Below are 13,228 nucleotides of genomic sequence, written 5' to 3'. Positions count from 1 at the left end.
GGCGTTTCTCAAGCCCTGCGCAGGATTCGACGCGGTATTAGCGCTTGCGCGCCTGGCGCAGCTGCTCGCGGCGGTAGTCGCCCTGGCGCTCGAGCATCCAGCCTGGGTACTCGGCGGGCAGCGCGCTGACCTGGTCGAGCCGCGCCAGTTCGTCGTCGCTCAGCGTGACACCGGTCGAGGCGATATTGTCGTCGAGCTGATCGAGGCGCTTGGCGCCGACGATCACGCTGGTCACGCGGGGCTGGTGCAGCAGCCAGGCCAGGGCGATCTGGGCCACCGAGACGCCCTTGGCGTCGGCGATCTCGCGCATGGTGTCGATGCAGTCGAAGCCGCGCTCGCGGTCGACCGGCGGGAAGTCGAAGCTGGCGCGGCGGTCACCGGCCTGGGCTTCGCCGTCACGGCTGTACTTGCCACTGAGTAGCCCACCCGCCAGCGGGCTCCACACCATCAGCCCCAGATCCTCGCTCTCGAGCAGGGGGATCAGCTCACGCTCCAGGTCGCGCCCAGCCACGGTGTAGTAGGCCTGCAGCGACTCGAAGCGGTGCCAGCCGTTGCGCTGGGCGATCCCCAGCGCCTTCATGATCTGCCAGGCTGCCCAGTTGGAGACGCCGACATAGCGCACGTGGCCATGCTCGACCAGGGTGTGCAGGGCGCGCACGGTCTCCTCGATCGGCGTGGCGGGGTCGAAACCGTGAATCTGGTAGAGGTCGATATGCTCGAGCTGCAGCCGCTTCAGGCTCGCCTTGACCCCCTCCATGATGTGATAGCGCGAGGCGCCGCGATTGTTGACCCCGGTCGAGCGGTAGGGGTCATTGGTGCCGGTGGGGCCGAAGACCTTGGTCGCCACCACCACGTCGTCACGGGCCACACCGAGGTTCTTGAGCGCCTGGCCGGTGATCACCTCGGACTGGCCCTGGGAATAGACGTCGGCGGTATCGATGAAGTTGATGCCGGCGTCCAGCGCGCGACCGACCAGCTTATCCGCGTCCGCCTGCTGCAGATCGCCGATCTGGCGCCACATATCGCCGTCGCCGCCGAAAGTCATGGTGCCGAGACAGAGTTCGGAGACGAATAGGCCGGTGTTGCCGAGCTTGCTGTAACGCATGGGAGAGCTCCTGAAACGCGGGTGAAAGGCCGGCGTCGAGCGTCGCCGGTGTCACCACAGTATGGTCAAGGCCGGGTGCGGCGACTGGCTCGATCCGGTCGGATATTTGCTCAAAACTCGCTGTCGTGGTGATTGCTGCCACGCCGGCTGTCGGCTTGGCGTAAGCTGGGCCGGCGCGACAGAGAGGAGGGCGGGGCCGTGCAGCTTTATCGGATAGGCGAGTTGGCGGCGTCGGCACGCCAGGAGGGGGCCGCGGCGAATGCCTGGGCGCTGCGTGAGGAGCTGGTCGAGTTGCTCGATCGTCTGACCCGCGGGCGCCAGGGCAAGTTGCCCACGGCGATCCCCGGGCTCGGCATCAACCGGCTCGACGCGCCGCAGGCGCCGCGCCACGTCATTCATGACCCGGTGTTCAGCGTGATCGCCCAGGGGGCCAAGCGGCTGGCGGTGGGCGAGGCGCTGTTCGAGTACGACCCCATGCACAGCCTGCTCGCCGCGGTGGATATGCCGGTGCTGGCCGAGGTCACCCAGGCCAGCCGTGAACGCCCCTATCTGGGGCTGCGCCTGGATCTGGATCTCGAGTGCATCGGCGAGCTGCTGCGTGACCCCGGCCTGCCCGCCATCGCTAGCGGCGGGACCCCGAGCGGGCTCAGCGTGAGCGAACTGGAAACGCCGCTGCTGGAGGCCTGCGTGCGCCTGCTGCGGCTGCTCGAGACGCCGGCGGATATTCCGGTACTGGCGCCGATGCTGCGGCGCGAGATCTTCTACCGCCTGCTGCGTGGTGAGCAGGGCGCGCGGCTGGCCCAGATCGCCAGCCAGGAGAGCCACGCCCATCGGGTCGCGGCGGCGGTGCGCCGGCTGCGCGAGCAGTACGCCGAGCCGTTGACGATCGCCGAGCTGGCCGCTGGCGTGCACATGAGCGTCTCCGCCTTTCATCATCACTTCAAGGCGCTCACGGCGATGAGCCCGCTGCAGTATCAGAAGCGGCTACGTCTGCAGGAGGCGCGGCGCTTACTGCTGGGCGAGGATCTGGAGGTGACGCTGGCGGCGCAGCGCGTGGGCTACGCCAGCCTGTCCCAGTTCAGTCGCGAATATCGGCGCTGCTTCGGGCTCTCGGCGCAGCAGGACCGCCAGCGCTGGCGCCGCGGCGAGCCGGGTCAGTCGGCCGGGGCCGCCGCTCCCAGATAGTGCTGGCGCCAGTAGCGTACGTCCAAGGATGAGACCGTTACCGTGCGCCCGCTGCCGGGGGCGTGGATCATCTGGCGGTGGCCCATGTAGATGCCGACATGGGTGGCGCGGTTGCCGCCGCCGAAGAACAGCAGGTCGCCGGGGCGAGCGACGTCGATCTCGGGCAGGGCGTGGTACTGCTCGTTGGAGGTGCGTGGCAGCTGCACGCCGATCTTGGCGTAGGCCATCTGTACCAGGCCCGAGCAGTCGTAGCCGGCGGGGGTGCTGCCACCCCAGCGGTAGGGCGTGCCGAGGGCATCCTTGGCCGCGGCCATCACCAGGATGCGCGAGATCGAGAGGTTGTCGCCATCGATCGCCGGGCCGCTGTCGCGGGTGACGATGGCCTTCTGGGTGCTGCAGCCGGCAAGTAGCAGCAGGCTGCATAGCAGCAGCCATCCCAGACCTCGGAAAGGGGCCTTGATGTGCGCACCGCTCGGGCCCGTTGCAGAACAGCGTATTGCGGGTGTCGCCATGCCAACTCGTCTCGCGCCGGTTTGTCAGGAGTGTAGAGCAGGTGGCGGGCGGGCAACAGCGCGTCGCCCCTGCCCGGTTGAGACGCCGGGGTATGCCCCCCATCTCTCTATGTACAGGTTTTCACGACTATGGGTTTTCGAGGCCATAGGTTTTTGAGGACATAGATTTTCGAGGCCATAGGCTTTCAAGCACTAAATGCCGTGGTCGCGAACGGCATCCAGCCTGGCCGCGACGCGCCTGCATCATCATCGATCATACAGAGAAGGAGAGTGCCCATGAGTATCGCCGAAGACCAGGTGCGGGGCGTCGAGCCCGCCACCGCCGAGAGCCAGGGCTTCGTGTTCAACCACACCATGCTGCGGGCCAAGGACCCGAAGGTCTCGCTGGCGTTCTACACCCGGGTGTTCGGCATGCGCCTGCTGCGCAAGCTCGACTTCCCGGAGATGCAGTTCACGCTCTACTTCCTCGGCCACGCCGAGGCCGGAGCGGTGCCGGAGGATGATGCCGAACGCACCGCCTACACCTTCTCGCAGAAGGGCGTGCTCGAACTGACCCACAACTGGGGCAGCGAGAACGACCCCGAACTCAGCTATCACGACGGTAACGCCGAGCCCCAGGGCTTCGGCCACATCTGCTTCGCGGTGCCGGATCTGGCCGCCGCCGAGCGCTGGTTCGACGCCAATGACGTCGAGTTCAAGAAGCGCGCCGACGAAGGCAAGATGCCCAACGTGGTGTTCGTCAAGGACCCGGACGGCTACTGGATCGAGGTGGTGCAGCCTTCGCTCTCCGCCGGTCTCGGCGACTGAGCCGCACGCCTTCGCGCGGCGCTGGCCGGCGTCGCCCTGACGCCGGCCACCCGCGCTGCTTCTCGCGATCACCCCGCGCTTCTCTCACTTCCCCCGCTTGAGTCGCCACGTGTGCCGGGTCGCCATCGACGCCGCGCCAAGACCGGCTCTGCCCGGGAACCCATCCGCCCGGCCAGCGTCTTATCATGAGCTTTTATCGATGCAGCCCGGCGCGCGACGATCGGGTATGCTGCCAATCGTTGGTCCACCGCGGTCGGACTCGAGACGAAAAAGGATGGGGTGTTCATGGATCGTAGAAGTGTACTGAAAAGCGCCATCGCGCTGGCGGCCTGGTATGGCGTGCCTTCGGCGCCACTGTTCGCGGCGGCAAAGGCCTCCAGCGGTATCGCCGATGGCAAGTCGCAGGCGTTCAGTTTCGACTGGCTCAAGGAGTACGCCGGCTCGCTGGCGGCAAAGCCCTACCAGAGCACGGTCGAGAAGCTGCCGCCGACGCTGGCCAACCTCACCCCGCAGCAGTACAACGCCATCGGCTACGACCCGGCCCACTCGCTGTGGCACGACATGAAGGGGCCGTTGGATATCCAGTTCTTCCATGTCGGCATGGCCTTCAATCAGCCCGTGCGGATGTACTCGATCGACCCGCAGACGCAGCAGGCCAAGGAGATCCACTTCCGCCCTGAGCTGTTCGATTACAGCAAGGCGGATGTCGACGTCTCCCAGCTCGAGGGCCAGGGCGATCTCGGCTTCGCCGGCTTCCGTGTGTTCAAGGCGCCCTCGCTGACCCAGCGCGACATCGTCTCGTTCCTCGGCGCCAGCTACTTCCGCGCGGTCGACGACACCTATCAGTACGGGCTGTCGGCACGCGGCGTGGCGGTCAACACCTATACCGACGGTGAGCGCGAGGAGTTTCCCGCTTTCACCCGCTTCTGGTTCGAGACGCCGAAGCCGGGTAGTACCACCTTCACCGCCTATGCGCTGCTCGATTCACCGAGCCTCGCCGGGGCCTACCGCTTCATCATCCACTGCGAAGAGACCCGCGTGGTGATGGAGATCGACAAGCATCTCTATCCGCGCGAGACGATTGCCCAGCTCGGCATCTCGCCAATGACCAGCATGTTCAGCTGCGGCACCCAGCAGCGCGACATGTGCCTGACCTTCCACCCGCAGATCCACGACTCCGATCGCCTGTCGATGTGGCGCGGCAACGGCGAGTGGGTGTGCCGGCCGCTCAACAATCCGCCGCGGCTGCAGTTCAACACCTTCGACGACGACAGCCCCAAGGGCTTCGGGCTGCTGCAGACGGATCACGACTTCGAGAGCTACGAAGATATCGTCGGCAACTACCACGCGCGTCCGAGCCTGTGGGTCGAGCCCAAGGGCAACTGGGGCAAGGGCGAGATCCAGATGCTGGAGATCCCCACCACCGGCGAGACCATGGACAACGTGGTGGCGTTCTGGAAACCGGCCAAGCCGGTGCAGCCCGGCGAGACCTTCAGCTACGGCTACAAGCTCTACTGGAGCGCGCTGCCGCCGGTGCAGAGCGACCTGGCGCGGGTGCGCAAGACCTTCACCGGTGTCGGTGGCTTCCCCGAAGGGTGGGCGCCGGGCGAGCACTACCCCAAGGTGTGGGCGCAGCGTATCGCGGTCGACTTCATCGGCGGCGAGCTCAAGCACTTCTATGACGATGGGATTCCGGTGCATGCCCAGCTCGATGTGCCCGAGGGCAAGGTCGAACAGGTCGAGATCCTGTGGGTGGAGGAGGTCGACGCCTTCCGTATCCAGTTCGACTGGTATCCGACCAGCGACTCCACCGACCCGATCAACATGCGCCTGACCCTCAACGCCGACGGCAAGACGGTCAGCGAGACCTGGCTCTATCAGTACTTCCCGCCGGCGCCGGAGGAGCGCCAGTACCCGGCGCACCCCAACCAGGCGAGCTGAACGACGCCTCGGGCGGCGGATATCCGCCGGACACCATGACGCAGGGCGGCCCGATGGCCGCCCTGCTTGCGTCTGGCGGTGTGGGTCTAGACCGGCGCCGCGCAGCGGCAGGGGCGTCTGGCGCCGGATGCCTCACTTTTCGCGCTTATGGCAGCCTGTTCGCCGCCATTCTCGACATCTCTTCATCCTCAGGGTGTGGGGCGCGCGCTGCGACCTCGGTCGACTCTGACGTTAGGGGCGGCCGGGAGGGCAGGAAAATTCCGCTTTTCCCTGGCGTTCGCGGGCTGTGGCGATATCATCGGCGGCTTCGCGCGCAGGGTCGGCCGCAGGCGCCGGCGTCATGAAGCAAAGAGTCGAGGCGACGCATGAATGCAGTGGTTCTGGCCATCCTGGTGATGGTCACGTTGAGTCTGGCCCGGGTACCGGTGGTCTTCGCGTTGATCGTGGCAGCACTGGTTGGCGGCTGGTATGCCGGTTTGCCGCTGGAGACGATCCTCTCCGCGTTCAACGATGGGCTGGGCGGTGGCGCTACGGTGGCGCTCTCCTACGCGGTGCTGGGGGCGTTCGCGGTGGCGCTGTCGCGCTCCGGCATCACCCAGTGGCTCTCTCACCGGGCGGTGGGCAAGCTGGCGCTGGATGGCAGCGGTCCGTCACGGCGCAGCGTGATCCTGGGGCTGCTGGGCTGTCTGCTGCTGGCGGCGATCAGTTCGCAGAACCTGATCCCGGTGCATATCGCCTTCATCCCCATTCTGGTGCCGCCGCTGCTGGGGCTGATGAACCGGCTCAAGCTGGACCGCCGCGCGGTGGCCTGCGTGATCACCTTCGGTATTACCGCGCCCTATATGCTGCTGCCGGTGGGGTTCGGGGCGATCTTCCTCAATGACATTCTGCTCAGCAACGTCAACGCCAGCGGCGCCGCCTACGGGCTCGAGGTGCAGGCGTCGCAGGTGCCGCTGGCCATGGCGATTCCCATTGGCGGCATGGCACTGGGGCTGCTCACCGCGGTGTTCTTCAGCTACCGCCGCCAGCGCCACTACGAGGATCTGCCCTATGTCGGCGAGAGCCCGGCCGATGAACACCATCCGGCGGCCAGCGCCGGCGGGCTGGCGCTGTGGCAGAAACTGCTGCTGATCGTCGCCCTGGTGGGCACGGTGCTGGTGCAGCTCTATACCGACTCGATGGTGCTGGGCGGGCTGTTTGGCTTCGCCGTGCTCGCGCTCACCGGGGTTTTCCGCTGGCACGAGCAGGACAGTGTCTTCACCGAAGGCATGCGCATGATGGCGCTGGTCGGCTTCATCATGATCGCCGCCGGCGGCTTCGCCAGCGTGATGCAGGCGACCGGCGCGGTCGACAGCCTGGTCGGCAGCTCCACCGCGCTGATCGGTGACCATAAGGGGCTGGCGGCGCTGATCATGCTGCTGGTGGGGCTGTTCATCACCATGGGTATCGGCTCGTCGTTCTCGACCATTCCGATCATCGCCTCGCTCTACGTGCCGTTGGCGCTCAACTTCGGCTTCTCGCCGCTGGCCACGATCGCCCTGGTGGGCACCGCGGCGGCGCTGGGCGACGCCGGCTCGCCGGCCTCCGACTCGACCCTGGGGCCGACCGCGGGGCTCAATGCCGATGGCCAGCACGACCACATCTGGGACAGCGTGGTGCCCACCTTCCTGCACTACAACGTGCCGCTGCTGGTGTTCGGCTGGATCGCCGCGATGACGCTGTGAGGGTGTCCGAGGCTCATTCGGCGCTCCTGCGAGGCTAACCCGGGGCTCACTCGCGGCTAGCGCTGGCCGTTTCTGCCTGCACCTGGCGGGCGATGGCGCCGGGGGTGGTCCACCACACGCCCTCGGCTTCACGGTAGCCGGCCAGCTCGGTGAGCACTTCGCGCAGCTGGCGCAGGCGAAACGGCTGGCCCACCAGCCAGGGGTGCAGGGCGATCCCCATCACCAGCCGCTGCTGCTGCGACTGCGCCAACAGTTCCAGGAACTGATCGCGGATCATGGTGCAGAACTCCTGCATGCTCACCCGGTGGGTGGAGATGGTGGGTATGTCGTTGACCTCCTGCGGATAGGGGATCGACCACAGCGTGCCCCGGGTGGTGCGCATGGCGGTCGGGCGCTCGTCATGGGCCCAGTTGAGGACGTAGTCGAAACCCGCCTCGGCGAGCAGATCCGGGGTGTGCTCGCTCTCCGAGATCCAGGGTGACAGCCAGCCGCTCGGCGCCTGGCCCAGATGGGCCGCCAGGCGCTGGCGGCACTCGCCGATCAGGCGGCGCTCGGCGGCTTCATCGAGCTGGCCCTGACGCTCGGCGTTGGTATGGCCATGGGCGATGATCTCATCGCCCCGCGCGGCGAACGCCTCGATCAGCTCGGGGCAGTGGTCGAGCAGGGCGGTATTGGCGATCACCCCCGCCGGCAGCGCGAGCGATTCGAACAGTTCCAGACAGCGCCAGGCGCCGACCCGGTTGCCATACTCACGCCAGGCGTAGTTGAGCACGTCCGGCTCGCCCGCCGGGGCGGGCGGGGCGATGCCCACGCCGCGCCCCTCGCCGAAGGCGTAATGTTCCAGATTGAAGCCGAGATAGACCGCCAGACGCGTCTCGCCGGGCCAGTGCGCGGGGTCGCGGTCGGTGATCGGGCGGTAGGGGAAGCGGCCGTGGTGGCGCAGCGGTGGTTGAGACATCCTGTCGGCTCCTGTCCATCCTGGGGCGATGGCGCGGTCGCCGGCCATCGGATCTACCCAGCGTAGCTTGCGCCTTGCGCCGGCGCTGCCCATTCGGGCGCGGGCACTGCTAAGCTGAACGAGGACTCTTCTTCTTCACGACAGACACCCGTCAGGAAGGTGGCATGAGCAAGACTACCGGTAAGAGCGCTGGTTCCAGCAAGAACGCTGGTGCTGGCAAGAACGCTAGTTCCAGCAAGAACACTAGGGCCAAGACGCCGAAACGCACGCGCAGCGGCGGCAAGCCGCTCGACGATCAGGCGATGGCGTTCCTCGAGCGCTATCTCAACAACGCCTCGCCCACCGGCTACGAGTGGGAAGGTCAGAAGCTGTGGATGGAGTATCTGCGCCCCTACGTGGATGAGTTCATCACCGACACCTACGGCACCGCGGTGGGCGTGATCAACCCCGACGCCGAGTACAAGGTGGTGATCGAGGGCCACGCCGACGAGATCTCCTGGTACGTCAACTACATCACCGACAATGGCCTGATCTACGTCATCCGCAACGGCGGCAGCGACCATCAGATCGCCCCCTCCAAGCGGGTCAACATCCATACCGACAACGGCATCGTGCCCGGCGTGTTCGGCTGGCCGGCGATCCATACCCGGCGCCAGGGGCCGCAGGAGAAGCCGCCGGAGCTGGACAACATCTTCATCGACGTTGGTGCCAGCACCAAGGACGAGGTCGAGGCGCTGGGCGTGCACGTCGGCTGCGTGATCACCTACCCCGACGAGTTCTTTGTGCTCAATGGCGACAAGCTCGTCTGCCGTGCGATCGACAATCGCATCGGCGGCTTCATGATCGCGGAAGTCGCGCGGCTGCTGAAGGCGCGCAAGCAGACGCTCGATTTCGGCCTGTATATCGTCAACGCGGTGCAGGAGGAGGTCGGGCTACGCGGGGCGGAGATGATCGCTGAGCGGTTGAAGCCAAACGTGGCGATCGTCACCGACGTCAGCCACGACACCTCGACGCCGATGATCGAACCCAAGCGTGAAGGCGCCAACAAGATCGGCGATGGCCCGGTGATCTGCTACGCCCCGGCGATCCAGAACAAGCTGCGCGAGCGCCTGATCCAGGTCGCCACCGCGCAGAAGATCCCGTTCCAGCGGCTGCCGCGTTCGCGCGCCACCGGCACCGATACCGACGCCTTCGCTTACTCCAACTCAGGGGTGGCTTCGGCGCTGATCTCGCTGCCGCTGCGCTATATGCACACCACGGTGGAGATGGTCCACAAGCAGGACGTCGAGCACGTGATCGAGCTGATCTACCATGCGCTGCTCGATATCAAGTCAGGCGAGACCTTCAGCTACTTCGAGTGATGGCCGGCGTCTGACACCTCCCGACCCGCGCCGGCGTTATCGCCGGCGCGCGCTTTTCACACGCTGATCAGATTCTCCCACCACCGCTTCACCGACACCCACCAATCGGGCTGCTGCTCGTGCTCGGCGCGATCGCCGCCGAGGTAGATGGTGGCGGTGAGCCCGGCGGAGAGCTTGGTCCCCGGCGGAATGTCGTCGAGGGCGATGCGTACCGGAATGCGCTGCGACAGGCGCACCCAGTCGAAGGAGGCGTTGACCGAGGCCAGCCCGCCATTCTGATTGCTCAGGCTGCTGTCGCTGATGCCGCGGGCGAAGCTATCGACATGGCCCCAGATCGGGCGACCGTTGGCCAGCAGCTGGACCCGCGCCGGTTCGCCGATCTCGATGCTGTCGAGCTTGGTCTCCTCGAAGTAGCCCAGGGCGTAGAAGCTGTTGGCGTCGACCAGAGTGAGGGTCTCGGCACCCACACCGACATACTGCCCCGGACGCAGCAACAGGTTGGTGACATAGCCATCCACCGGGGCGCGTACGGTGGCCCGTTCCAGGTCGAGCTCGGCCCTGGCCACCTCGACCTTGGCCTGCTCGACCGCAGCCTGGGCGGTCGACAGGGTGAAGCGGGCGTTGTCCTTGTCCTCCTGGGAGACATAGTTCTTCAGCCGCTGGCGCCGGCCGCTGGCGGCCTGGGCTTCGTCGCGCTGCTGCTGCAGGCGGTGCAGATTGGCGCGGGCATCGTCGAGCGCGAGCTGATAGCGGCGCTTGTCGATGGTGAAGAGCACGTCGCCCTTGGCCACCCGCTGGTTGTCGTGAACCTCGAGATCGTCGACCAGCCCCGCCACGTCTGTGCCGAGATGGATGACGTCGGCGCGGATACGGCCGTCGCGAGTCCACGGGTCGTGCATGTAGTGGTTCCAGATCTCGGCCACGGCGACCAGGGCCGCCGCCACCAGGATCAACGTCAGGGCCGGACGGATCGCTCGGCGAAGTCGATGGGTCATGGTCATGGTGTCTCTTCTATTATCGGTCTCGGACAGCCTGGCGATGTCCATCCAGAGATGTCGTTCAGGCGATGTCTATCGGGTCGGGCGTCATCCACATCGGTGACGGCGCAAGCCCCCCAGCGCGGCGGTCATGGCGCGATCGGTAGCGCGCCGCTGAGCGCAAGCACCGCCCACAGCAGCAGCGCGAAGATCGCGATATCCGCCAGCACCGGTTGCCACAGCCAGTGGTAGAGCCGCCAGCGCACGAACAGCCGGCGGATCAGCAGGTAGAGCGCCAGCGCCAGCAGCACCGGCAGCGCCAGCGGGGGCAGCAGAAAGCCGAGGAACGACCACTCAGCGAACATGGGTGTCATCTCCCGTCTCTGGCTCGTCCGAGCCGGTGTCTGTCTCGTTCACGTCAGTGCCTGATTCGTCCGACCCGGTATCTGACTCGTCGCTCTCCGTGTCCACCTGAGTGGGCTCAGACTCGCGCGCGGCGGCGCTGTGTGCCGTCACGGGGTTTTCCTGGGCATCTTCCTCTGTATCGTCCGGTGCATCTTTTTCCTGGGCACCTTCCTGGGCGATGCCCCGCGGTGCCGGCGCCGTGGTGTCGCCCTGTTCCAGCATGACCCCGGGGGCGTCGCGCATTAGATGCCCGAGCATGGCGATCTCGCCGATGCTGGCAATGGGCAGGCGCGTTTCATGGTAGAGCCGCTCGACCCAGGCGATCGCCTCGTCGGCGAGCTGACGCCAGACCGCGGGATCGTGGCGCTGGCGCGCCAGCAGGCGGGTACCGATGCCCGCCAGCCATGCCTCGATCCCTTCGCGGTGCGCGCCCAGCTCCGGGCCCAGGCGGCGAATACGCCATACGCACAGGGCCAGGGCGTGGAGGTCGATCGCCTCGCGCAGCGCCGTATCGCTGCCACCCAGCGCCACCAGGCGGCCGAGGCGGTCGTAGAGGCGGCTCTCCAGGCGTGCGCGGCTGGGCTGGCTACGCTCACCGAGCAGCCGCGCAAGCCCCTGCCAGTAGGCTGCCATCAAGGTACGGATACGCTCGGCGGGTGAACGCTGGCGCATCACCGAGTAGGTGATCATCGCCACCAGGGTGCCGATGATCGAGGCCACCCCGCCGTTGATATAGCGCGCCGGGGCGAAGGTATAGGTCGAATTGAGATTGAGCAGGGTCATCATGGTGATCGCACCAGCCAGCCCCATCGCCGACCAGCGCGGGTGCGGCGTCAGCAGGGTGCCGATGGTCACCGGTACCGCCACTGCCAGGGCCAGCAGCGGGAAGCCGTTGATCACCGGCAGCACCAGGAACAGCAGCACACCGCCGAGCACCACCGCCGCCAGCGACCCCCACAGGAACTGGTAGACCACCGCCGCGGGGTTGGGCGCCTTGGCGAACAGCATGGTGAAGACCCCCAGCAGCATCATCGCCAGGTAGCCCGAGTGCCAGCCGCTGTGGATCCAGTAGAGCCCCAGCAGCTCGAAGGCGACGAACACGCGCAGGGCGTTGTAGCGCGCCACGAAGTGCTCGTTGTGGGTGGTGCGCGAACGCCGTTTTCGCGGCAGCGTCTCGATCCGCGCCGAATCGGTGGCGGTCAGGGCGTGGCGCAGGCGCTGGCCGTGGTGGAGCAGATCGAGCACTTCGCCCAGGCGCTGGCGCACCAGCTCGGCACGGGTACGGCTGCGCGGCGAGACCTGCTCGGGGTCCCAGTCGAATGCCGCCAGCACCGGCGGCTCGCCCGGCTCGGCGGCGGGCTCGGCGGCGGTACGCTCGAGCACTGGCAGGGCCTGATCGAGCAGCGGTGACAGCCAGCGCTGGCCATCGTCGCAGGCGCGCAGATAGTCCAGCGCGGTTTCCAGCTCGCGGATCGCGGTGATCAGCGCCAGGCTGTCGCTAGCGAAGCGGTCCAGCGCGGGGATGAAGTGGCTCAGCCGCCGGGTCTCCAGGCGGGTCAGCCCGCGCAGCTTCTGGAACTGCTGGTAGTGGCCCAGCAGGCGCTTGAACTGGCTGTCGCGCAGCCCCCGCGGGCGCGGCTGCGCCAGCACGTCGAGGGTGTCGCGGGCGCCCTCGGCGAGAAACTCGGAGAGTGTCTGCGGCAGCGCGCGGCTGCCGAAGCGTGGGGCGATGGCGATATGCGTCAGCAGCGCACAGCCGATGCCCAGGGCGGTCTCGCTGAAGCGCGCCTGGGCCACATGCCATATCTGATCGACCCCGGTGCCGATGGCGGTCAGCGAGACCAGGGTCGCGGTATAGCCGCTGAGCATCATCACGTAGCCGAGATACTCGTCCTGCTCGAGCATCACCCAGTACATGCAGAAGGTCAGCCAGCCGCCGGCGAACAGCAGATAGAGCATCGGCTGCTGGCCGAACAGCGAGATCAGCACCAGCCCGACGATGGCGCCGAACAGGGTGCCGAACAGCCGCGCCACGCCGCGCCCGATGATGATGCCGATGGGCGGTGTGCCGCCGGTGAACATGACCGGCTGCAAGGTCACGATCATCACCGCCAGGATCGCCCAGGCGGGCTGATAGAGATCCAGGCGCATGGCCAGGAACAGCGCCAGCCAGACGGCGAGCACGGTACGCAGGGCGAGCAGCCAGTGGTCGGCGGGAATGCGTGTCATAAAAGCACCAGCGCCCGGGCATGT

General features: G+C 66.9%; 11 protein-coding genes. 5 read left to right on the top strand and 6 right to left on the bottom strand.

What is annotated here, in order from left to right:
- Positions 1-37: 37 nt before the first annotated feature.
- A complete protein-coding gene (locus tag QO259_RS16070) occupies positions 38-1,105 on the bottom strand; it encodes an aldo/keto reductase (RefSeq protein WP_207033949.1) in 1,068 nt (355 codons plus the stop codon).
- A 198-nt stretch (positions 1,106-1,303) separates the two neighbouring features.
- Here QO259_RS16070 and QO259_RS16065 point away from each other — a divergent pair, with 198 nt between their 5' ends.
- Positions 1,304-2,290: an AraC family transcriptional regulator gene (locus QO259_RS16065; RefSeq protein WP_285950711.1), complete on the top strand. Its 987-nt coding sequence runs from the start codon at positions 1,304-1,306 to the stop codon at positions 2,288-2,290.
- Here the strand turns inward: QO259_RS16065 and QO259_RS16060 are convergent.
- Entirely contained in the window at positions 2,260-2,802 is a 543-nt protein-coding gene (locus QO259_RS16060) for a C40 family peptidase (protein WP_285950710.1), read from the bottom strand. The genes QO259_RS16065 and QO259_RS16060 overlap by 31 nt on opposite strands.
- A gap of 276 nt (positions 2,803-3,078) precedes the next feature.
- Here QO259_RS16060 and gloA point away from each other — a divergent pair, with 276 nt between their 5' ends.
- The 3 genes from gloA to QO259_RS16045 all read left to right on the top strand — a co-directional run bounded on the left by gloA (position 3,079) and on the right by QO259_RS16045 (position 7,274).
- Positions 3,079-3,609, top strand: a complete 531-nt coding sequence (gloA, locus tag QO259_RS16055) for a lactoylglutathione lyase (protein WP_285950709.1) — start codon at positions 3,079-3,081, stop codon at positions 3,607-3,609.
- Positions 3,610-3,894: 285 nt separating this feature from the next.
- Positions 3,895-5,550: an OpgD/OpgG family glucan biosynthesis protein gene (locus QO259_RS16050; protein ID WP_285950708.1), complete on the top strand. Its 1,656-nt coding sequence runs from the start codon at positions 3,895-3,897 to the stop codon at positions 5,548-5,550.
- A gap of 365 nt (positions 5,551-5,915) precedes the next feature.
- Positions 5,916-7,274: a Na+/H+ antiporter family protein gene (locus tag QO259_RS16045; protein WP_285950707.1), complete on the top strand. Its 1,359-nt coding sequence runs from the start codon at positions 5,916-5,918 to the stop codon at positions 7,272-7,274.
- A 46-nt stretch (positions 7,275-7,320) separates the two neighbouring features.
- Here the strand turns inward: QO259_RS16045 and QO259_RS16040 are convergent, their stop codons facing one another.
- Complete coding sequence (locus tag QO259_RS16040) at positions 7,321-8,232, bottom strand: polysaccharide deacetylase family protein (RefSeq protein WP_285950706.1); 912 nt, start codon at positions 8,230-8,232, stop codon at positions 7,321-7,323.
- A gap of 164 nt (positions 8,233-8,396) precedes the next feature.
- Between QO259_RS16040 and QO259_RS16035 the strand changes: the two genes are divergently transcribed.
- Complete coding sequence (locus QO259_RS16035; protein WP_285950705.1) at positions 8,397-9,593, top strand: M42 family metallopeptidase; 1,197 nt, start codon at positions 8,397-8,399, stop codon at positions 9,591-9,593.
- Between the two features lie 56 nt (positions 9,594-9,649).
- Here the strand turns inward: QO259_RS16035 and QO259_RS16030 are convergent, their stop codons facing one another.
- The 3 genes from QO259_RS16030 to QO259_RS16020 all read right to left on the bottom strand — a co-directional run bounded on the left by QO259_RS16030 (position 9,650) and on the right by QO259_RS16020 (position 13,204).
- Positions 9,650-10,594 (bottom strand): efflux RND transporter periplasmic adaptor subunit, encoded by a 945-nt coding sequence (locus QO259_RS16030; protein WP_285950704.1) that lies wholly within the window; start codon positions 10,592-10,594, stop codon positions 9,650-9,652.
- A 125-nt stretch (positions 10,595-10,719) separates the two neighbouring features.
- Positions 10,720-10,935 carry a DUF1656 domain-containing protein gene (locus QO259_RS16025; protein ID WP_110675987.1) on the bottom strand — a complete coding sequence of 72 codons (216 nt, stop codon included), beginning with the start codon at positions 10,933-10,935 and terminating at the stop codon, positions 10,720-10,722.
- On the bottom strand, positions 10,925-13,204 hold the full coding sequence (locus tag QO259_RS16020) for an FUSC family protein (RefSeq protein WP_285950703.1): 2,280 nt from the start codon (positions 13,202-13,204) through the stop codon (positions 10,925-10,927). Before QO259_RS16020 ends, QO259_RS16025 begins: the two co-directional genes overlap by 11 nt.
- Between the last annotated feature and the right edge of the window lie 24 nt (positions 13,205-13,228).

The sequence above is a fragment of the Salinicola sp. JS01 genome (assembly GCF_030284585.1).
GTDB lineage: Bacteria > Pseudomonadota > Gammaproteobacteria > Pseudomonadales > Halomonadaceae > Salinicola.
This window is presented reverse-complemented; position numbering and strand designations above follow the sequence as displayed.

Coding starts and splice junctions, on each gene's coding strand:
- QO259_RS16040 (WP_285950706.1), bottom strand. CDS start 8,232: ATGTCTCAACCACCGCTGCGCCACCACGGCCGCTTCCCCTACCGCCCG.
- gloA (WP_285950709.1), top strand. CDS start 3,079: ATGAGTATCGCCGAAGACCAGGTGCGGGGCGTCGAGCCCGCCACCGCC.
- QO259_RS16045 (WP_285950707.1), top strand. CDS start 5,916: ATGAATGCAGTGGTTCTGGCCATCCTGGTGATGGTCACGTTGAGTCTG.
- QO259_RS16070 (WP_207033949.1), bottom strand. CDS start 1,105: ATGCGTTACAGCAAGCTCGGCAACACCGGCCTATTCGTCTCCGAACTC.
- QO259_RS16060 (WP_285950710.1), bottom strand. CDS start 2,802: ATGGCGACACCCGCAATACGCTGTTCTGCAACGGGCCCGAGCGGTGCG.
- QO259_RS16030 (WP_285950704.1), bottom strand. CDS start 10,594: ATGACCATGACCCATCGACTTCGCCGAGCGATCCGTCCGGCCCTGACG.
- QO259_RS16050 (WP_285950708.1), top strand. CDS start 3,895: ATGGATCGTAGAAGTGTACTGAAAAGCGCCATCGCGCTGGCGGCCTGG.
- QO259_RS16025 (WP_110675987.1), bottom strand. CDS start 10,935: ATGTTCGCTGAGTGGTCGTTCCTCGGCTTTCTGCTGCCCCCGCTGGCG.
- QO259_RS16035 (WP_285950705.1), top strand. CDS start 8,397: ATGAGCAAGACTACCGGTAAGAGCGCTGGTTCCAGCAAGAACGCTGGT.
- QO259_RS16020 (WP_285950703.1), bottom strand. CDS start 13,204: ATGACACGCATTCCCGCCGACCACTGGCTGCTCGCCCTGCGTACCGTG.